A 19,654-nucleotide genomic window follows, 5' to 3' on the forward strand; every position below is an offset into this window, starting at 1 on the left:
ATACAAAGTTAACCCGAACGAGGTACGTACCTAGGGGGCAATCGTGACAATATGAGGGGTGTTTGTGACAATCACCAACAGGCCGGAAGAAAGCCGGTCCGCCCTTACAGAGTCGTGAATATGGCCGTAAAATGGAGACGCTTTCTAGATCCAACTTCACTACGTAGTACAGGCCCGACAGGCGACTTTTTAAACGTATTCACGAGTTATTAAACGAAGCGGACATTCCGTCAGCCCTAATTACCTTCTTTAAAGAACACACGTTTTACCCGTTCGCTGACGCCGGTCAGAATTTCGTACGGAATGGTTCCGATTCGCCTGGCCAGGTCAAGAATGGACACATCCTTGCCGAAAATCACAACCTCATCGCCCTCACTGGCAAACGCCTGTGTTACGTCGATCATCGTCATATCCATGCAAACATTACCTACGGTTGGGCAGCGCGTGCCGTTTACCCAGACTTCGCCGACCCCATTTCCCAATCGGCGATCGTAGCCGTCGGCATACCCAATGGCCAGTGTGGCGATACGGGCGTCATGATCAAGCCAGCCCCGACGACTGTAGCCTACTGACTCACCCGCCCGGACGGCTTTTATCTGACTGATGACGGTTCGTAATGTACCGACCGTTTGCAACGACAACGGATCAATGCCACTTGCCTCCACACCATACAGTCCAATGCCCAATCGAACCATATCGAGTCGAAAATCGGGGAATCGTACGATACCGGCTGAATTGAGCAGGTGGCGCGTTTGTCGATAGCCGAGTTCTCGTTCGAGGGAAGCCGTGCTACGCAGAAAGGTTTCGTACTGCTGCTGCGAAAAGGAATTGAACTGGGCTTCGTCGGCCCCCACCAGATGGCTGAACACCGTTGCTACGTGCAGAAGCGGGTGCTGTTTTAAATAGCCAGCAACGTCCGGAATCTCGTTCTCCAGAAACCCCAGTCGATGCATACCAGTGTCGATTTTCAAATGCATGGCGTAGGGCGCGTTGGGTCTGGATGGTTGAGTAAGGGCCACGCCGACCGGTTTCTGTTCGTTGACCTCCGCCACAAACCGCCCCCATTCCCGCAATAGCCTCATGCTGTATATCTCCGGCTCAAGATTGTATTCGAGCAGAGCCGCAAAAGTTTCGGGAGCAGGATTCATGACCATAATGGGCAGATCAACACCATTGTGCCGGAGTGATACGCCCTCATCCGCATAGGCAACCGCCAGATAATCAACCCGGTGATATTGAAGCAACTGAGCCACTTCGGCACTACCGCTGCCATAGGCAAATGCTTTCACCATCACCATAATCTGGGTTTCGGGTCCTACTTTTTCGCGGTAGTAATTCAGGTTATGAGTTAGAGCATCGAGGTTAATTTCCAGCACGGTACCGTGTACTTTTCGCTCCAGCCGATGCACAATCCGCTCGAAAGAGAAAGGTCTTGCTCCTTTTATCAGCACCGTACTGTCGCGCAGGTTGCCAAACGGAAATTGCGTTAGAAAGTCATCCGTTGTGGCATAGAACAAACTGGAATCCCCAAAGAATCGGGCGTTTCGGCTAACGACCGGGCCAATGCCAATAAACAGGTCGACCTCCTGCGTTCGCATCAACGCTCCGACCTGTTCATACAGCTCCGCTTCGGGCTGCCCCGACTGCAGTACGTCGGATAGAATCACTACCCGACGATTGCGCGTATTTTGCTGATTCAGAAAACGTAACGCCAGTTGTAGCCCCACAACATCGTTGTTGTATGAATCGTCAATCAGTACGCAGTTGTTGATGCCTTCCTTCTGCTCCAGCCGCATGGATACGGGCCTCAGCCGATTCAACCGACTCTGAAGTTCATCGTTCGTCCACGAACGTAACGTGAGCATCGTAACGAGGCAATGAATCAGATTCTCAACCGAGGCCGGGTCCGTAAAGGGGAGCTTCAACTGATGCGTAGCCAGTTGCCCCCGCAAACTCAGCCGGTCCTTGTCTAGGCTGGCCTGGTACGTTGCTTCTTTGCCCGTCAGCGCCCACGTAATCAGCTGCATTTTAGGGTTAACAGCCGTCAGAAGCAATCGGACTTCGTCGTCAATCTCGGCATAATCAGAACAATAGATAAGCGTATTGACGCGAATAAACAACCGCAATTTTTCTGCTATTTTTTGCTTCCGGGTCCGAAAGCCTTCATCATGCGCGGTGCCCATGTTGGTAAAAATGCCAACGCTCGGCTGAATGATGGCTTCCAGCGTCTGCATCTCGTGCGCTTTGGAGATACCCGCTTCAAAAATTCCCAGCGTATGCCCGGCCGTTAGTCCGTGAACTGACAACGGCACGCCCAACTGGGAGTTATAACTCTTAGGGCTTTTCGCCACTACGTAATCGTCGGCTAACAGTTGGGCTAACCATTCTTTTACAATGGTTTTCCCATTGCTACCTGTGATACCAATGATCGGAATACGAAATTGACGGCGGTGTTCAGCAGCCAGGTCCTGCAGGGTTTTCAGGCTACTGTCAACCTCAATAAATTGAGCATCGGCATAGGCTAACAGCTCGGTTCGACGATCAGGGGTCAGGGCCACCCGTTCGACAACAAACTGCCGGACACCCTTTCGATACAGCTCGCCAATGAAGTCGTGACCATCATGATGATCGCCCCGTATAGCAAAAAACACACTAGCCGCCAACTGCTCATCCGCACCCACCCCCGACACTTGCCGCGAGTCGGTAATCCACTGTTTATTAATTAATTGACTATCTCTCGTTATCATGTTTCAGTTGGTCGCTACTTGTTTGGCGAGTCAGTCTGTTGGTAAGGAAATCCGATAAAACAACTCGTCAGCGGACTGGCGGCCCTCACATCCACCCCCGCCGTTTGAAGTAAATAATTTCGCCGATAGCGATGACGATCATTACGCCCCAAACGACAAAATAACCGTTTTGCGTACGTAGTTCAGGCATGTTGTTGAAATTCATACCATAAATACCAGCAACGAACGTCAGCGGTATAAAAATGGACGAAATGATGGTCAGTGTTTTCATAACCGAGTTCATTCGGTTGCTGACTATGGAATAGTAAACGTCCATCAATCCCGCAATAAGTTCCCGGTACGACTCAAGCGTTTCAATAACCTGGTTGATATGGTCGGCCAGGTCGCGCAGATACGGAAAAATAGTATGCTGAACTAAATCGGATTCTTCCCGGAGAAGGGTGCCAATAATATCGCGGACCGGATTTACCGTACGCCGGATGATGGCGAGTTCGCGCTTTAGGCTGTATAACGTAGAGAGTGTCTGCTGATTCGCCCGCTCCTGCACAATCTGCTCCTCTACTTCGTCCAGTTTCTCGCCAATACGTTCTGTAATCAAAAAGTAATGGTCTACGATGACGTCCATCAGGGCATACAGCAGGTAATCGGGGCCGTTGCGCCGGGTTTTACCCGATGACGCTTTAATGCGTTCGATTACTGGCTCGAAAATATCCTTCGTGCGCTCTTCCTGAAACGATATCAGGTAGTTTTTACCCAACACAAGGCTTATGTGTTCGACATCGATTTCCTGCCGCTGCCGACTGTGATGAAGCATTTTAAGGGTGACGAATACCACCGGACTCGTTGGTCCTATGGCGCCGTTCCCATTCAGAATCTCATCGTAGATGTCGATCTTGGGTTTCTGTTCGGTATTGAGCACATCTTCGAGCAACAGCGGATGGAGGTGATACTGCTGTCCCAGAGCCGCTACGACCTTTGGTTCATGAATCCCATCAACATCAATCCAGTTGACATAAGGTGTACTGGATGCGGGCAGTCGACATGCGCTCAGCCGGCTGGTGTCGTCAATGTGATAGTCGGTTGCATTGTATTCAATGCGTTTGATTTTTGTGGCATGCTCAATTTCCGCACCAACGTACGTAAGCGTACCAGGCGAGGTGCCGAGCAGTTTCTCGGCCGAGTGATTACGTCGGTGCTTCGACATAGTTTTGTGCTAACGTTTAAGGCTCCTCATGCCACGTGCAGGATTCTGCCTCTGGACCCGAAACAGGGGAAGTAAACAAAAATGAAATCAAAGATAAACCAACTACTACGTGGGTTATCTAATGTTTAGAAAATCGTATCTTACTGCTATGTTTCGGCTGTTCCTGTTCATCGGTGTAGTTGGTTTGCTGGCGGCCTGCAGCAGCGGTAAAACAGCCCTCAAGCGGGGTCATTTTGACCTTGCCGTTAAGAAAGCGTCACAGCGGCTTCAACAACGTCCCGGACTGAGCAAACGTGGCCATCCGTTGGCTACGCAGGTGTTACAGCAGGCGTTCGTTCAGGCTTATGAACTGCACCAGTCAACCATCCGCCGGTTATCTTCCTCAACCAACAGAGATGCGTTCCGGTGGGAATCTGTGTACAAAGAATACGTTGCGCTGCAAATATTAACTGATAACGCCCGGAAATGCGTCACCTGTTCGGAATGGCTCAGTACGTTCCCGACATCCTACGCCGACCGTCAGCAGGACACCCGCGAACTGGCAGCTGCTGACCGATATGAGGCTGCTGAACAAGCGTTTGCCTACCGCCAGACCAATCGTTTGGCAGCTAAAGATGCTTATTTGAATTACCACAAAGCTCTCGACTGGATTCCGGATTACCAGCAGGCTAGCGCCAAAGCCGACGAGGCATTCCCCTTCGCTATTTTGCGCGTTGTGGTAGAGCCGCTCAGCCCGACGAATGAGCTAAGCCCCGACGACAATCGGGAATTGCAGGGACTCATTCTGAAAGAAATTGGCCGAAACCTGGCTCCTTCTACGTTTGTGCACCTATACCAACCCGATGAACAGGCTGGCGACGGGTATCCGCTTCATCAGGCTGTCCAGATGATTGTTACGGACTATACGCCCTACGCCGAGAGCAATTCATCGTCATCCACAACGGTTTACAGCAATCTTGAATACAAGGTTGGAGAAAAGAAAATCAACGACTCGACGAAAGTTGACATCAAAGAAAAAGTGAAGGGTACGTTAACGACATATCGACGGGAAATTCAGGCTTACCTCAACCTCCGAATGCGGTCTGTGGATACCCAAACCGGGCAGATTTTATGGGAGGAGTCTATTGGTGAAAGTCGAAGCTGGCAAACCGAATGGCAAACCTTTAGTGGCGATGACCGGGCCCTGAATGGGCAGTCGTTAAAAAGCGCCGACATGTTTCCGCCCACCCGATGGCGTCTTTACGATAGCATGCAGGACGAACTGGCCGGGGACGTAGCCCGACGACTTCGCACGAAGTATGCCCGTGATTAGTGTATTCCGGCAAAAAAGCCCATTTCATCGCCTGGATCACCCCATCCGACCGTTGCTGACAACAATTCAGCAGGGATTCCTGCGCGTTGAGCAACCAATAGTTACTGTCTATACTACGTACTGTTTTCTTATTAAGCCAGGCTGACCAGTTTTGCGCTGTAATTCAGTCGGTTTAATTCTTAAAAAAACTGCACTTATGAATCGAGTCGTCTTCTGGCTGCTGATTGCCTGGTTAGCGTTTGATACGTTGCCCACTCAAGCCTGCGAAACTCCGGGATCGGTACCGGCCTCACCGAATCGGCTGTTTTATCTTCAGCGTAGCAAAGACGCCAATATGGTTGTCTATCAGGCCAATTTCACGGCCGATCAAAAGTTTTCTCCGCAAAAGCCGGTTGAGGTTTTCTGGATGCGATACGCCGAACACGGGCAGCGTCAGGAGTTATCGTCCATTCAGTGGCAGCTGGCCTATGGATACCAGCATCGCCCTACTGCGAACCAAATCGACACTTATGAGCTTCGGCTGAACGCTTACCCGAAACGTCCCATACAGATTGTTCAGCGCCAGGGTAAACCCGCTGCCATGATGCTGATTAATGGTCAGAATGCCAGCCTTCAAAAAATATTTGTGCAGTTGGCAAACTCCTTTCATCTGGTTCCAAAGGTCGCCTATATTGAATTGTACGGAATTGATGTGGAGAGAGGTCAGCCCGTTTACGAGCGAATCACGATCTAGGCATTTCGTCCGCATTGACAGCTGCTCCACGCTGCTGGATTTACAAAACCGTGTATCTTTCGGGCAAACAGGTCCATAACCGAATGCAAAAGAGAGTAAAATTTGATTTTGAGCTTTATTTCACCAACGGCGGCAGCCTGAAAGGTGAGGATTTCCGGCTCGATATTGCGGGCGACGATATTTCGGACCGCGAACTGGCTGATTACATCATTGCCGACCTGCGCCTGCTGATGGTGGGCCAGACCCGAATTCTGAACAAGGTCATCATTGACGAGCCTCATAAACGAAAACCTATCGACGTAAAAGGCGACCGAAACCTGCTCATCGACCTAAGCCATACCATCGAAGATGGCCTGATTACGTATAAAGGACTACCCGCCCCCATCATTTGCGATTACCTGAGCCGGGAAAATTCGCGCCAGTTTTACGAAGCCGGAACCGAATTTCAGATTGGTAAAATTGAGATGGTAACAAATACCGGCACGTATCTCGACTGCCCTTTTCACCGCTTTCCCGACGGCCACGACCTGGCCGAAGTTGGGTTGGAAGCCTTTACCGATCTGGAAGGTATTGTCATTCGGGTACCTCACACCGAAACACTGGCGGTAACACCCGCTCATTTACAGCAGCACGAAATCAGAAACCGGGCCGTACTGATTCATACCGGATGGGATGCACACTGGAATACAGACCTGTACTACACAAATCACCCATACGTAACGGCCGAAGCGGCTGATTATCTGCGCGACTGTGGAGTTAAGCTCGTGGGTATCGATTCGCACAATATCGATGATACCAGGGGCAAAAGCCGTCCGGTTCACACAACACTTCTGGGCAATAACATCCTGATTGTGGAACACCTGTGCAATTTATCGGCCTTGCCGGACGAGAGTTTTACCTTCAGCGCAATTCCCCAAAATTCAAAGGCGTGGGCACGTTTCCGGTACGTGCCCACGCGAAGATTCGATCAACGTAGCACCGGGTAAAGTCCGGTGCTACGTTGATCGTTGGTCAGAGCTGACTACTGCGACTGGATTAGCGTTAACGTGAAATCCATAATCCGGTCGCGTTGGTTCACTATATCGTCGATTGTAGGCTCAACAACGTAGTCAGGAATGATGCCCCGATCGGTGTAAGGATAAGCTGACACATTGGCCATATGATAGCCAAACATACCAATGCCGAGGTCGATTTTCGAATTCGGTAATTGCGTGATGGTGAAAATTCCGCTTGTATTCAGTTTATACCCTCCCCGCTTTCCTGCCCCACAAACGTAGCCCGCTTGTCGGCATGAGCACGGGCAGCAAACTCAGTTGTAACGGAAAAGCTGTTGCCATTCAGCAATACATATAGTTTTCCAGTGTAGGCATCTTTTTGCGGTTTAGTAACTTTCAACCCACGTTGAGCGGTAAAAGCATACCCATCTCCACGTTTCTTCACCACCATAAATTTCGCCATTCGGTAGAGCTTCGATGTCCAGGCCGGAAACGAGAATTTCTTCTTCTGCCGAACGCTGATGTGATCGTAATACTGAAAAGGTTGTTTGGCTAAATAGCTGTACAACAACACGCCCAATGGTTCTTCACCACCTTCGTTGTCGCGCAGATCAAGCACCAGATTCTGTATACCTTTCTGGCGTATGTCTCGAAACGCATCAGCCACAAAGGGCTTGAACTTCAGCCCATTCGATTCCTTGAAAAACGCTTCGATAGTCAGTATGGCTGTTCGCTCATTGACAAACTCCATTCGAAATGGGCTTTTGTAAACAGGTTTATTTTTCTCGGCATAGGCCTTGATTTCCGGCTCAGTTACAGGCCGAAGCGTTACGTTCTTCTCGTTGCTACCAGCCCGGTACGTAACAGCAAACGTATCTGGCGCACCAATGAACGTAGCGTAATAGCCAGAAAAATAATGGTTCAGATCTTCCAGCTTCCCTCCTATCCGATTTCCGTCGGCAAAAGTCATATTCGGCAGTAATGTCTGTATAATTTCGGCAATTGGTTTTCCATTGATAGCCATTACCTCGGCGCCAACAGGCAGGTCAACAGAGCCATAATTACCGGCTATCCAGGCTTTTTCGCCCAGGAAATAAAGTTTCAACGGGAATAGTTTATCTGTAAAAAAGGGGTAATGTTCGTCTTTGCCCGCGACAATCCATTTGATGTGACCATCGCGCAGAGCTACCAATAGGGGCACCATTGTCACGTAAAATTCGTGTTGCGACATGGGGTGATTTAATCGGGCCTGCGTTGTCGAAAAAAGCGAATCGAACGTTGCTTTGGAAGTGTACCGATACATTTCCGGGTGAACTTCGTTGAGCGCCATTCGGAAACGGGTGAAATCCCTCTGGAGCTGTTCCGGCGTAATAGTCTGCCCAAAGGTGGACAAGCTCAAAATCAGGAGAATGAACGTAATGTGCCGACTTGTTTTCATTCGTTATTGCTTTGTAACGCGGGTTCTTGCCGCAGTGTGAGTGTCAATAGTTGCGGATTTCCACCCGTCTTACAAAAGCAAAACTGGCTCCCAGAAGCCGTGTGCGAAACGATGTGCTTACCGAAAAGGCAGGTTTGTTGACTGAACCGTCGATTTTATTCACCCAGCCAAAGTTTCAGTTCCCCCGCCTTTTCGCGACTAACGATTACCTCTTCATCAAACGCCGGTAGAAGATTGATCTTTAATTTTCCGTTGAAGTACAGATACAGCTTATCAACGGCTCGTACTTCAGCAATAACTTGCCGATTAAGACGAAAAAAGCGCTGTGGATTAAGCATTTGGTACAGTTCATCCATCGTATAATCAACCAGCCATTCGTGGTTGTCGTGGGTTTTCAGGAACGACAGTTTATTTCTCGAAAAAAATACGCAATCTCATCAGTCTGCACCGGGAACAGGCGCTGCCCCTGCTTAATCAGAAAACGGTCTCGAAAGCCCTCAGCTGGCCGGGTGCGTAAGTTCTGGGCAGATGGGCTGTGAGCCGATGGTAACGAAGCAGGATTTGCGCTCTGAAGTTGCCGAAGCAGATTCTCGATTGAGGCTTCTAGGGTGCTTACTGGGGTCTCTGTGGGTGAATCCGGCAGTACGTCTTTGAGGTGGCGAAGTTTTTCCAGTGCCTGACGCAAATCGGCCTCTTTCACTGGCTTCAACAGATAGTCGATGCTATTCACTTTGAACGCTTTAATGGCGTATTCGTCGTAAGCGGTTGTAAAGATGACCGGACTCTTTACGGCAAATCGATTGAAAATATCAAAGCTCTGTCCGTCAGCCAGTTCAATATCCATAAAGATCAGGTCGGGCCGAGGGTTAATACTCAACCACTCAACCGACTCCTCAACACTGACCGTCATACCGGCAATATGAGCGGACGGCATTACGTCGGTCAGAAGTCGCTGAAGTTTACGGGCAGTGGGTTCCTCGTCTTCAATGATAAGTATAGTCATAGCGGTTTTCGTGAATAAGCGGCACCATCACCTGAAAACAATCATCCAATTCCTGAACCACTACGTCGGGCTGTCCCAATAATCGGTACTTTGTTTTGATGTTCGTCAGGCCAGTCCGGTTCGATGGCACCAGATTTTGTTTCCGACGTAACGTATTGCGTACAACCAGCCTATTATGTTGATCGGTATAGATCTGAATCAACAACGGTTTTGCGGGAAGTGCTGTATTATGTTTGACCGCGTTTTCAACAAGGAGCTGCAACGTAAGGGGCGGAATCAGAAAACTCTGACGTGGTTCATCAACTGATACCTCCAGCTCAACACTCCGCCCAAAGCGCATTTGCAACAGGTGGAAATAGGCCTGAATAAAGTTCAGTTCGCTTCTCAGGGTCGTGAGCAATTCCTCATTGGTTTGCAGAACGTACCGATAAACGGACGCCAGCTCTTCGATGAATCGTTCGGCCTGCTTCGGGTTTTCGCTCACCAGCGACGAAAGAGCGCTCAGGCTATTGAATAGAAAATGGGGGTTAATTTGCGCTTTCAGCGAATCGAGCTGACTTTGAAGCGACTCTTTTTTAGTTGTTCGGCTTCGTAGTAGGTCGTCCACCACTGACGATATAAATAACGGGCTTCGTAAATCGTTGCCAACGGTACTACAAACAACAACGGAATTAACGTATTGACCCAATAAGCCCGCTCGGTCATGGCATATCCCCAGAACCGGGTTATGTCATAGAGATAAACGATGATAATCCGTTGAATAACCGTGGTACTGATAAACCAAAGAATCTGAGCCAGTATGCGGGGGGCGGTCTGGTTCAGGCGGGGGTAGCGCCGACGCGCCCAGAGAATCCCGATTCGGGCAACCTCCCACACCAGAACGCACTCCACCAGGCTCAGCCCGAGTGCCATCCAGCGGCTGATGTGCCGGGCATCGTTGTCGGGCTGAAAAAAGATAAAGTTCGAGACAATTGAAATAAGTGGTACGCCAGCCAGCCGCAACCATCGGTCGTTCAGTTTCTCCATTTCTGTAAAGATGCCAAAACAACCTGCATTGCAAAAGCCAACGACTACCGAACTGTGGGAAAAGAAGGCTCAACTCACCAAAACAGGGCACTCAAGCCACAGGCTTGCTTATCTTTGTCGGTCAACCACCTCTATTTTCAATCAATGAAACGATTTCTGTTTTGCCTCGTATCTTTTTCTCTCCTGCTTTTCACGTCCAGTCTTCCTGCCTGGGCACAGACCGGCCATCCGTACGTTGTTATTGGCTACGTAACGGGCAATGGCTGGACAAAAGAGCAGATTAATCCCCAAAAATTAACCCACATCAACTATGCCTTTGCGATACCCGCCCAGAATGGCGAGCTAGCTCCGCTGAATGTGAAAGATGATGCCAATCTGGCAGCTCTGACATCGCTGAGAAACGTCAACAAAGACCTAAAAATTCTTATTTCAATCGGCGGCTGGGGTGGCTGTAAATATTTTTCGGATGCCGCTCTGACCGATGCGTCGCGTCGGAAATTTGCCAATAGTGCGGTGGCTCTCCTCAAAAAACACAAGCTCGATGGCGTCGACATCGATTGGGAATACCCCGACCAGATTGGCGCAGGCAACATCTTCCGCCCCGAAGACAAACAGAATTTTACCCTGTTTCTGAAGGCGATCCGCGACCGGCTGGATGAAGTTGGTAAACAGGACAAACGAACCGGCACTAACCATTATCTGCTCACTGCCGCGACCGGGGGCGATACGGCCTTTGTGAACCATACCGAACTGGGAAAGGCGCATAAATACCTCGATTACGTGAACATCATGACGTATGACCTATATCACGGCAACGACAAGCAAACCGGCCACCACAGTCCGCTGAATCAGTCAGACAAACCCCCTCACGCCCGTAATGGCAGTGTTTCGGCCGTAGATGGCCATATTAAAGCGGGTGTCCCCGCCAGCAAAATTGTACTGGGCCTTCCTTTCTATGGACGAGGCTGGGCGGATGCAAAAGATCAGAACAATGGACTCTACCAACCCGCTACGGGCAAGCACTACTTTCTGAGTTATGATGAGTTGATGGCGAAATACATCAACAAAAACGGGTTTACCCGCTACTGGGATGACGAGGCAAAATCGCCGTATTTATGGAATCCAACCTCCCATATGTTTATCTCCTACGCTGATCCTGAATCACTCAAAAACAGAGTTGACTACGTTAAATCGAAACAGTTGGCAGGCGTTATGTTTTGGGAGTACATCTATGACTTACAGCAAAAAAGTACGCTCCTCAACGCCCTTGTACAGGATTTAGGCAAGTAATTTCTGGTGACAGTTAATAGTATACCACCCCGATACGGTTTGTGAATCTTACCGTATCGGGTTTGGTATCAAGCATACCCGTTGGGAAATCGTTACCGGATTCCAATCGAATATATTCAGCGAAAACGAAGCGGGTTGCATGCCCGACAAACGTACCAACAAGGCGATCAAGCTGATGTTTACGTACTCAACGTAATACTCAACCCCTTCCGCAGAGTATTATGCACCTCAGCCACCTGGTCGGTATACCGGATGAGGTCTTCAATTTCGGATACAGGCGCATCGGAGACGACATTGGCCTTGTAGGTAAAGTTTGACCCCGGCTCTCCCTCTCCGCCAAACTCGCCCGTAACGACGACTTCAACACCCGTAATGGCAATCGTTCGTTTGGCGGCTTCCCGGTAGATGTCGTTGCAGAAACAGGTAGCCAGCGAAAGCAGCAGCAGCTCGCCACCATTGATGGCCGATCCGAAGCCAGACGGCTTCACGGATAGCTGCATTTCTTTGCTGGCGCCATTTGTTTGCACAACGGTTTCCTGCTGATTGAAAGTGCTCTTTATACTGGCCGACATTTTCATAATTAGTCTGCTTTAAACGTTGCTTTATTTATTCGAGACTAGTCTGAGATGGCGGTGAACACGTCAGACGTATCGGTATCAAGAATCAGAATGCCCATATCCATGTCAGTTAGCTGACCGACCAGCTCTCCCTTTGAATTCCAGATTGAGCTTTTGCCGCCACAGACAACATTGTCGCAATACCCCACGCAGTTGGCCATCAATACGGTCATTGAATACGTCCGGGCAATTTCAGCTAAACGATCAACCGCTTTTTCTACCCCACTTGCTGTTTTGGCAACGCTGGCCATATATACGGTTGCCCCACTCTGGAATGCCTGTCCGGCGTGTTCGGGAACGGATAATTCATAACAAATAGCAAGGGCTATGGCACCGGCTGCCAAAAGAACCGGCTCCTGTCCACCAACAAAATATGGGTATTCGTCGGCATGCAGGTGTTGTTTTGAATAGAGCTGTCGTGGTTTTTCGGGCTGGAAGATCAGCATACTGATCCGGATACCGGCCTCAGTGGTTGTAGGCATACCCACTCCTATTGTAATCTGGTTACGGTCGCTGATTAACTGAAAATCATCAAATCGATCATCTGTATAGTCCGTCGCCAGTTCTTTCGCCAATGTCGGTTCGTAGCCGGTCAGCGAGAGTTCAGGAAAAATGATGGTATCGACTCCATACGTAACAGCCAGGTCGATCAGTTTTTTGTGCTGTTCGATATTCTGTTGAATAGCTCCTTTACCGGGTCGTGTCTGCGCTACGCTGATTTTCATGCCTAAGCCGTTTACATATTCCGAACGTACTGATCCAATCCTGTTCAGGCAAAGCCGCAACAGTTCTTATTGTCCGAAACATAAAAATGGCAATAAATCTGTTGCTGAGCGCATTTCGGGTGATTCATTTGGGTGGCTGATCGGGTCTCCAGTAAGGCTCAGACGAAGCAATAAATTCAACCGGAACTTCCGGTATGAACCCCTTCAGCCATTCGGCACAATGTTTCATGCCTGCCTGCTCAGACAATAAATGCCCCAGTATGATCAACGCCTTTTTTTGACCCGAACTAATTGCATCCTGTACGTATTCGACCAACTCCCATTCGTGCGTCTCTCCAACAACCAGTACGTCAGCCTGTGCCAGGAAAGGCACACCCGGCATGAGACTTACATTGCCCCAGCTGGCCATAACTCGACTGACGGACAATTGCGGATCACCAATGACCCGCATGGTTTGTATGTTCAATTTAGCAGCCATTCCCTGCGCAAAACGGGCAAGCGTTGTTTGCGGAAACGTGAAAAGTCGGGGATTTTCGGCATCCCTGTTCTTTTCCCAGCCCAGTTGCCGAATCATACCCGTAGCAATACCGTCGGGCTTAAACCCGTGCCAGTGATCATGAAAATGAAAAACGGCCAGGTTGTTCTGCTGAATATAATCGCGTTTAAGCTGGTAAAGCCCGTCCTGCTCAATGGGTTCAATCCGGTCCTGGTGCGAGTAGAACGTTGGTTCATGCGTAACAATCATGTTAAGCCCTTTGGCATTGGCACGCTTCAGAGTATCAAGGGTGGCCATCATGACGCTGGCAACGCCTTTCACGGGCGTATCTGGCGTACCGGCAATCAACTTATCTACAGTCTGCTCGCGCCAGGGAATACCTACATTAGTTTTTATGCGGTCGATGACCTGTCCAGCGGTCAGTTGTGGAGGACTATATGCCCGCACGAAATCAATTGCCGGTAAACAGAGGGAGGCCGCCAGAAAGGTGCGACGTGATACGGTATTGGTATGCATAGTACGAATTTGCTAAAAACAGTCAGGTAACCCGTACCGTCAATCCGCTCATAGAAAACAGTTCGGTTGGTACACCCATTTCAGAAACCTTATAACGTACTAATCCTACTGAACAGCTCCTTTATAAATATATGACCCTCCCCAAAACTGACCGGGACTGCATTATCAAGCATAATGCAGTCCCGGTCAGTTTTGGGGAGGGTCGAACGTTAGGTTAGTGCGGGTTCAGCAATCTGTACAAATGCCCGTTCCAGGTCAGCTTTGATATCGTCGATGTGTTCGGTACCCACCGACAGACGTAACAGACCCGGTTCAACACCAGCGCTGACCTGGTCCGCTATGCTCAGTTGCTGGTGCGTGGTTGATTACTCAGATCGATCAAAAGGTAACCCACTTCCTTGTGAACATTGCCGATTAATCCCCACGTACCAGACTAGTTTTTACCGATAAATAAAAACTTCACTCAATTAAGGCCACTACCACTTGTATCGGCACCTTCTTCAAAGGAAAGTACTGTACTTTTCAGCTTTATAGGTATGCAAAAATGCCTTTCCAGTTAAAACGCTTCTGTTACTCGAAACGGCCCCTTTTTCGACTACCCAATCAATTGCGCGCACAAGGCGCGTGACCATGCTAAACTCATTTCATGAAAACAATCCTTAACAAGAATTCGCTCGGCATTTCCAAACGGGTGCTCGACCTGTCGAATCGTGATCTCAATCAACTCATCAGAAAAATTCCGGAATTGCTGCTCCAGGAAGTAACATTTCCGATTCGGGGGCTGGGAAAGCCAACGTTGTTTCCGGGTTCCTGGCGCCGGTTCCCGGTGAAGATTGCCAATACACTGGCGGTGCCATTTGATCAGCTCCATTTTGTCGTCTTAGATGGCGGAGGAAAAGTATCGACCGCCGTTGACCCTACGTTCGACCCAAAAAACCCGCACGTTGTTCTGCTGGCAGGGGCCCGGTCAGGTACGTACAAACTGGTTGCCCTGGCACCGGGTACGAATGGGCAGTTGCGGGCGGTTGGTCACCTTGAGTTTATCGTTGATGCGCGAAAGGCCGGTGCAATCGGCGATGGCCCTCCTTTGTGGATTGACGGACAGGTAAACGGGATTGGACCTGGTCAGGGGACCTGGGGAGAAAATGGCCCGACTGGACAGGTCATACAGACTTATCCGGAGGTAGCGCCAGCCATCGGCACCAAACGGGTGCTGGTTTTACTGGTCGATACGGCCAGTGACCGATATCCGGCCGCCGACATGCCTGCTATCCTAACCAACTGGAAAGGCGTTATTCTGGATGGAGCCAACAGCAATGACGGAGTTATGCGGAGTATGCGGAGCTTTTACGAGGAAATTTCTTACTACGTAAAAGATGCCAAACCAGCCATTGGCCTGACGATAGACGCTCAGATAGCCGGCCCGATTTCGCTGCCGGGTGTATGGGAAGATTATTTCCCATCCGACTATGCGCATTGGTCTATCCCCGACCCCACCGACCCGGAACCGGACGAAACGAAAAAGAAGCAGATCATCACCCGTCGTTTCTACAATACTCCTTACCATTTTCAGCCAGTTGTGGATGTTATCATCGAACGGAACAAGACGGCAGCACCAGCCGATCAGATTGACTTGACGAATTTCGATATTATGTGCTGTGTCATCCGATCCGTACATCCCTCAGACCCAAAGGATGCCTTTAAAACCTACTGGCCGTGGCGTCATTATCTGTCGGTAAAAATACCGGCCCCCACGGCAGGCGATCCGGCGGCAACAGTGAATAAAAACATGGACCCCTTCAGCATGCCCGACGACTGGACGGATTTTGATGGACGAACGTATCAGGATACAGTCTGTCACGAATTTGGGCATAGTCTCGGGCTGGGCGATTTATATACGCCAGCGGTTTTAGACGTAGGGGCTAAAGACCCGGCCATTGGACCAGTTCGAAACCTGGCCCACTGGGATACCATGGGTTTTAGTGACTTCAGTCCGCATTTTTCGCTGGTATCGCGGCTGAAACTGGGCTGGATAAGACCCGAATGGCTGAAACGATTTAATTTCCTGATTAAAAACGACGTTGACGAAACGTTCTGGCTTAGTAAGGTAGAGAAAGGCGCTCCGCAGGCAACAGCCTATGTTGGCGCCGAAATCAGAATGGGTTCCAGCTGGAATTATTACCTCGAATATCGGGCAAGGGTAATGGGCCAGATTGGCGATAACCATTTGCCGATCGACGACCGGATTGTTTGCACAGATGCCATAGCACAGGGTTACCAGTCTACTTCCGTACGACCCGAGGTGTTACTGCTTAAAACTGACGCGACTGTACAAAGCAATGGTGCTATATTAGGCCCGGGCCAAAACTACCTGGAACTGGATACAGACGGAAGCGGTAAGCAACTGAAAATTAGCGTAGTTGAAATAAAAAATGGACTGGCTAAAGTCCGGGTCCAGTATAAGGTATTTGGTGTCGATCTGGGTATTCGGCCGTGGCCGGCAGCACCCGACCGCCCCTGGCAAAGCCCGGACATTGAGGTACGTAACGAAAAATCAAAGAAAGACCCTGCTTATTTTAATACGGCATGGACCGGGCAATCCAACGACATTGTGGCGAAGATTACCAATAGCGGAACAGTCGATGCGCCCGGTGTAGCCGTTAATTTTTCGATTAAAGACTTCAATGTTGGAGGTAATACACCCGTCACCAGCCTGTTCTTTAAGGATGTTCGTGACGTACCCGCCGGGGCAACGGTCGAGTTTGTAGCGCCAAACTGGATTCCACCGATTAACGGTCATTTCTGCATACAGGTCGAAGTTTTACCCTATGCCACCGCAGGACCGCCCCTGTCGGTTGATATGAACCCCCAGAACAGCCTAGCACAGTCGAACTATTCGACCAGCAATCTGGACTCGGCCTCGCCCACTGAGCGAACGATAGCCACGGTTAAGGTGGGCAATCCATACGATAACCCGACGATAGCCTATCTGATACCCTCGCAGAACAACCCGTTCTACCGGACATACCTGTCGAACCGCTGGATCTATTTAAAACCAAAAGAGGTGCGGGAAGTAACGGTCATGATGGAGTCGAGACTCGATTGGGACGATGAACACCAGGCGTTTGTACCGCTGATGAGTACAGGCGAATTGCGCGATCTAAGCTCCGGAAAAATAGGTGACTTTCGAAACGTACTTTCGTACGTCAGCCTGCCCAATCAGGTGTCGCTGGCAACGTACATGCCCAACTCAATAACGGACCCTAACTACGTAGTGCAGCTGCTGGGTGGCGCACAGATTCAGGTACGTAGTGGCCGCAAAGTTCAGATTATCGACTTCCAGCCCGGTCGTAGCCGGACCACTGGCGGGGTCGTAACTACTGGCCGCCCAGTCAGTGCCGTTAGATCGGGGCAGGTAATACTCATTTATTCAAACCCTTCCGATTCCAGGAAAGCTTATTTAACGCTGCCTGTACTGGGAGGCTTGTTCAGAACCGGCCCAATTCCACAAATGAGTCGGTTCAGGGACGTACAGGCTTATTTCATCCCGAATGGAGTTTATGGGTCTGCCTACAGTGAAGTAATTCCTATAAAAGACGAATAATGTTAATTAGTTATTGAAGCTGCAATAGCCTGACCCGCTGAATGTACGGGTCAGGCTATTTTATAACCGGCCAACGGGCTGCTATAAACTTATGGCTTGTCATGCGCCCACTTCGGTTTGGCATCCAGTACGTTGCTATACACAGCGCAATCATCAGTGTGTGCGCCGGGCAGGTAGCCAATGCTCATCAAAAACTCATTGACTATTTCGCCCCCCGTAAACCGAAACGTCTTTTTGAAGAGCTTTACCCACTCTTCTTTTGGTTTGGGATGATGCAGATCCAGCCAGTTTTCGAAAGAACCGTGTTCATTGCTGAGCCGTAGTATCGTGTTCGCGTTGTCAATGGCCGCGTTGATTTTCAGTCGGTTACGAATGATGCCCGCATCAGCCAGTAGTCGTTCCCGGTCGGCATCCGTATAGGCAGCTACCGTTTTCAGATCAAAATTGTCGTACGCGTTCCTGAAACCAGCTTCCTTTTTCAGAATGGTTTCCCAGCTCAGACCAGCCTGATTGATTTCCAGCACCAGCCGACAGAACAGTTCATTATCATCATGAATTGGAAAGCCATACAGCTTGTCGTGATACGCTTTGTGCAATGCTTTTCGTTCGGCTGACATGCTCTCAATGGCGCGGCAATAGGACATAAAATCGTAAAGTAAATGGGTGTGATTTCTTAAACGGTTAGGAAGCTGCCATGAAAGCGGACTCATTGGGAAATCATATGAATTCACCTGATGGCACGCTAATTGAAAAACTCCCCGAAGTGCCATAAGATTCCAGAAGGGTCATGCAGGAAGCATTCCCGCCCCCAGTCATAGTCGCGAATGGGCGTTAATTTCACCTGTTCATAAGAAGCCGTCAGATTTAAGGCCGCCAGCTCATTCCAGTAGCGGCTTACATCATCGACTTCCAGAAAAATCATCGTATTATCAATCCAGTCCCGGACATAAGCATCCTGTAAATAAAAGCCCAGCCCTTCGGTTTTGAAATAGGACATATCATGCGACAGAACGCTTTCCTGAAAACCTAGATCTCTATAAAAACGTCTCGATAAGTCAAAGTCTTTAGCGCCGATAAATGGCCGTATTGATTTCGTTCTATTTTCCATTAGTTTTGCTTTATATACAGGGTGAATTAAAATTTGTTGTATTATTATTCTCAGAATAAATTTACGTAATAAATCAAAAAAAAATGACACACTACGTTAGCTCACGCTACTTATTTTATCAGATATAATGTAAAGGAAATTATCAAATAAACATACTGCTCTCTATACAAATAAATACAGCTTTTTTTCTAAAGGATATTTTCTTGTATTCTACAAATAATAACGCATGTTTTTTTATTTATAGAATATATTTTCAAACAAAATAATATGAACATTTCTACGGCTATTTTCTTCGAATAAAATGACTAACGTGCATTGAGAGAAATAATACGAGTAAGATTATTCCAACAGCTATAATAATACTATCTAGCTTTTTTTGATTTGTAAACTTATTACTTAAATCATATAATTTCAGCCCAAGAAAGCCCCCAAGCGTATTTGTAATCAGGTCGGTTACGTCTGTCGCCCCAATCGCGAAGATATATTGGATTAGCTCAGCAGTAAGGCTAAAAAGCAGTATAACCGTAAGCTTAGGCCAGAAACCAACTGTCTTGAAATTGACATTCAACAGCAAACCAAAAGGAATAAAGAATACGCAGTTAAATATCATTTCTCCGAAATTAATTCGCCCTTCCACCCTGGAAGGTGCCGCAAACGGGATCAGATTAAGACTTCGATGGTGGTGATCAATCACGGACCAAATATTGACATTTAACTTAAAGATCACCAACCAGATCAGTATCGCTACGTATACAATCAACATTCCCTTAGCTACAATATTTTCTATATAACTTCCTCTCATAATCTGCACGTTTATTTGCGTCGTTTTCTTTCGTCCTT

General features: G+C 48.9%; 19 protein-coding genes and 1 pseudogene. 5 read left to right on the forward strand and 15 right to left on the reverse strand.

All coding sequences use genetic code 11. The features are described 5' to 3' along the window. Positions 1–236: 236 nt before the first annotated feature. Both LN737_RS19935 and corA read right to left on the reverse strand, forming a co-directional pair. A complete protein-coding gene (locus LN737_RS19935; protein ID WP_405511581.1) occupies positions 237–2,747 on the reverse strand; it encodes a bifunctional UDP-N-acetylmuramoyl-tripeptide:D-alanyl-D-alanine ligase/alanine racemase in 2,511 nt (836 codons plus the stop codon). An 85-nt stretch (positions 2,748–2,832) separates the two neighbouring features. Continuing rightward, on the reverse strand, positions 2,833–3,951 hold the full coding sequence (gene corA, locus LN737_RS19940; RefSeq protein ID WP_405511582.1) for a magnesium/cobalt transporter CorA: 1,119 nt from the start codon (positions 3,949–3,951) through the stop codon (positions 2,833–2,835). Between the two features lie 148 nt (positions 3,952–4,099). Here corA and LN737_RS19945 point away from each other — a divergent pair, with 148 nt between their 5' ends. From LN737_RS19945 to LN737_RS19955, 3 genes are all read left to right on the forward strand, one after another. After that, the gene (locus tag LN737_RS19945) at positions 4,100–5,263 is read left to right on the forward strand and encodes a hypothetical protein (RefSeq protein ID WP_405511583.1); all 1,164 of its coding nucleotides are present in this window, start codon (positions 4,100–4,102) and stop codon (positions 5,261–5,263) included. 196 nt (positions 5,264–5,459) lie between these two features. Beyond that, positions 5,460–5,996 (forward strand): DUF4833 domain-containing protein, encoded by a 537-nt coding sequence (locus LN737_RS19950; RefSeq protein ID WP_405511584.1) that lies wholly within the window; start codon positions 5,460–5,462, stop codon positions 5,994–5,996. An 83-nt stretch (positions 5,997–6,079) separates the two neighbouring features. Further along, positions 6,080–6,982, forward strand: coding sequence for a cyclase family protein (locus LN737_RS19955; protein ID WP_405511585.1), 903 nt, complete (start codon positions 6,080–6,082; stop codon positions 6,980–6,982). 35 nt (positions 6,983–7,017) lie between these two features. On the opposite strand, the gene LN737_RS19960 is transcribed toward LN737_RS19955, so the two are convergent. From LN737_RS19960 to LN737_RS19985, 6 genes are all read right to left on the reverse strand, one after another. After that, positions 7,018–7,170: a hypothetical protein gene (locus LN737_RS19960; protein WP_405511586.1), complete on the reverse strand. Its 153-nt coding sequence runs from the start codon at positions 7,168–7,170 to the stop codon at positions 7,018–7,020. A 62-nt stretch (positions 7,171–7,232) separates the two neighbouring features. After that, on the reverse strand, positions 7,233–8,429 hold the full coding sequence (locus tag LN737_RS19965) for a S41 family peptidase (RefSeq protein WP_405511587.1): 1,197 nt from the start codon (positions 8,427–8,429) through the stop codon (positions 7,233–7,235). Between the two features lie 155 nt (positions 8,430–8,584). After that, on the reverse strand, positions 8,585–8,836 hold the full coding sequence (locus LN737_RS19970) for a LytTR family transcriptional regulator DNA-binding domain-containing protein (RefSeq protein ID WP_405520467.1): 252 nt from the start codon (positions 8,834–8,836) through the stop codon (positions 8,585–8,587). Further along, positions 8,824–9,432 carry a LytR/AlgR family response regulator transcription factor gene (locus LN737_RS19975; protein ID WP_405511588.1) on the reverse strand — a complete coding sequence of 203 codons (609 nt, stop codon included), beginning with the start codon at positions 9,430–9,432 and terminating at the stop codon, positions 8,824–8,826. The genes LN737_RS19970 and LN737_RS19975 overlap by 13 nt, the downstream gene beginning before the upstream one ends. Beyond that, the gene (locus LN737_RS19980) at positions 9,413–10,039 is read right to left on the reverse strand and encodes a sensor histidine kinase (RefSeq protein WP_405511589.1); all 627 of its coding nucleotides are present in this window, start codon (positions 10,037–10,039) and stop codon (positions 9,413–9,415) included. Before LN737_RS19980 ends, LN737_RS19975 begins: the two co-directional genes overlap by 20 nt. Then, the gene (locus tag LN737_RS19985) at positions 9,973–10,458 is read right to left on the reverse strand and encodes a hypothetical protein (protein ID WP_405511590.1); all 486 of its coding nucleotides are present in this window, start codon (positions 10,456–10,458) and stop codon (positions 9,973–9,975) included. Before LN737_RS19985 ends, LN737_RS19980 begins: the two co-directional genes overlap by 67 nt. A 144-nt stretch (positions 10,459–10,602) precedes the next feature. Between LN737_RS19985 and LN737_RS19990 the strand changes: the two genes are divergently transcribed. Further along, complete coding sequence (locus LN737_RS19990; RefSeq protein ID WP_405511591.1) at positions 10,603–11,748, forward strand: glycoside hydrolase family 18 protein; 1,146 nt, start codon at positions 10,603–10,605, stop codon at positions 11,746–11,748. Between the two features lie 179 nt (positions 11,749–11,927). Here the strand turns inward: LN737_RS19990 and LN737_RS19995 are convergent, their stop codons facing one another. From LN737_RS19995 to LN737_RS20010, 4 genes and pseudogenes are all read right to left on the reverse strand, one after another. Beyond that, positions 11,928–12,326 carry an OsmC family protein gene (locus LN737_RS19995; RefSeq protein WP_405511592.1) on the reverse strand — a complete coding sequence of 133 codons (399 nt, stop codon included), beginning with the start codon at positions 12,324–12,326 and terminating at the stop codon, positions 11,928–11,930. Between the two features lie 38 nt (positions 12,327–12,364). After that, on the reverse strand, positions 12,365–13,090 hold the full coding sequence (locus LN737_RS20000; protein WP_405511593.1) for a carbon-nitrogen hydrolase family protein: 726 nt from the start codon (positions 13,088–13,090) through the stop codon (positions 12,365–12,367). Between the two features lie 124 nt (positions 13,091–13,214). Next, positions 13,215–14,102, reverse strand: coding sequence for a Nif3-like dinuclear metal center hexameric protein (locus LN737_RS20005; RefSeq protein WP_405511594.1), 888 nt, complete (start codon positions 14,100–14,102; stop codon positions 13,215–13,217). 209 nt (positions 14,103–14,311) lie between these two features. Continuing rightward, positions 14,312–14,467 (reverse strand): annotated as a pseudogene (locus tag LN737_RS20010) (PLP-dependent transferase); the annotation flags it as partial. A gap of 281 nt (positions 14,468–14,748) precedes the next feature. Here LN737_RS20010 and LN737_RS20015 point away from each other — a divergent pair. Next, the gene (locus LN737_RS20015; RefSeq protein WP_405511595.1) at positions 14,749–17,706 is read left to right on the forward strand and encodes a hypothetical protein; all 2,958 of its coding nucleotides are present in this window, start codon (positions 14,749–14,751) and stop codon (positions 17,704–17,706) included. A gap of 89 nt (positions 17,707–17,795) precedes the next feature. On the opposite strand, the gene LN737_RS20020 is transcribed toward LN737_RS20015, so the two are convergent. The 3 genes from LN737_RS20020 to LN737_RS20030 all read right to left on the reverse strand — a co-directional run bounded on the left by LN737_RS20020 (position 17,796) and on the right by LN737_RS20030 (position 19,601). Further along, positions 17,796–18,350, reverse strand: coding sequence for a DNA-3-methyladenine glycosylase I (locus LN737_RS20020; RefSeq protein WP_405511596.1), 555 nt, complete (start codon positions 18,348–18,350; stop codon positions 17,796–17,798). 98 nt (positions 18,351–18,448) lie between these two features. After that, complete coding sequence (locus LN737_RS20025) at positions 18,449–18,814, reverse strand: VOC family protein (RefSeq protein WP_405511597.1); 366 nt, start codon at positions 18,812–18,814, stop codon at positions 18,449–18,451. Between the two features lie 283 nt (positions 18,815–19,097). Continuing rightward, entirely contained in the window at positions 19,098–19,601 is a 504-nt protein-coding gene (locus LN737_RS20030; protein ID WP_405520469.1) for a VanZ family protein, read from the reverse strand. Positions 19,602–19,654 lie beyond the last annotated feature (53 nt).

The sequence above is a fragment of the Spirosoma sp. KNUC1025 genome, assembly GCF_045160025.1.
Classification (GTDB): Bacteria; Bacteroidota; Bacteroidia; order Cytophagales; family Spirosomataceae; genus Spirosoma.

Coding starts and splice junctions, on each gene's coding strand:
- LN737_RS19935 (WP_405511581.1), bottom strand. CDS start 2,747: ATGATAACGAGAGATAGTCAATTAATTAATAAACAGTGGATTACCGAC.
- corA (WP_405511582.1), bottom strand. CDS start 3,951: ATGTCGAAGCACCGACGTAATCACTCGGCCGAGAAACTGCTCGGCACC.
- LN737_RS19945 (WP_405511583.1), top strand. CDS start 4,100: ATGTTTCGGCTGTTCCTGTTCATCGGTGTAGTTGGTTTGCTGGCGGCC.
- LN737_RS19950 (WP_405511584.1), top strand. CDS start 5,460: ATGAATCGAGTCGTCTTCTGGCTGCTGATTGCCTGGTTAGCGTTTGAT.
- LN737_RS19955 (WP_405511585.1), top strand. CDS start 6,080: ATGCAAAAGAGAGTAAAATTTGATTTTGAGCTTTATTTCACCAACGGC.
- LN737_RS19960 (WP_405511586.1), bottom strand. CDS start 7,170: ATGTTTGGCTATCATATGGCCAATGTGTCAGCTTATCCTTACACCGAT.
- LN737_RS19965 (WP_405511587.1), bottom strand. CDS start 8,429: ATGAAAACAAGTCGGCACATTACGTTCATTCTCCTGATTTTGAGCTTG.
- LN737_RS19975 (WP_405511588.1), bottom strand. CDS start 9,432: ATGACTATACTTATCATTGAAGACGAGGAACCCACTGCCCGTAAACTT.
- LN737_RS19985 (WP_405511590.1), bottom strand. CDS start 10,458: ATGGAGAAACTGAACGACCGATGGTTGCGGCTGGCTGGCGTACCACTT.
- LN737_RS19990 (WP_405511591.1), top strand. CDS start 10,603: ATGAAACGATTTCTGTTTTGCCTCGTATCTTTTTCTCTCCTGCTTTTC.
- LN737_RS19995 (WP_405511592.1), bottom strand. CDS start 12,326: ATGAAAATGTCGGCCAGTATAAAGAGCACTTTCAATCAGCAGGAAACC.
- LN737_RS20000 (WP_405511593.1), bottom strand. CDS start 13,090: ATGAAAATCAGCGTAGCGCAGACACGACCCGGTAAAGGAGCTATTCAA.
- LN737_RS20005 (WP_405511594.1), bottom strand. CDS start 14,102: ATGCATACCAATACCGTATCACGTCGCACCTTTCTGGCGGCCTCCCTC.
- LN737_RS20015 (WP_405511595.1), top strand. CDS start 14,749: ATGAAAACAATCCTTAACAAGAATTCGCTCGGCATTTCCAAACGGGTG.
- LN737_RS20020 (WP_405511596.1), bottom strand. CDS start 18,350: ATGTCCTATTGCCGCGCCATTGAGAGCATGTCAGCCGAACGAAAAGCA.
- LN737_RS20025 (WP_405511597.1), bottom strand. CDS start 18,814: ATGGAAAATAGAACGAAATCAATACGGCCATTTATCGGCGCTAAAGAC.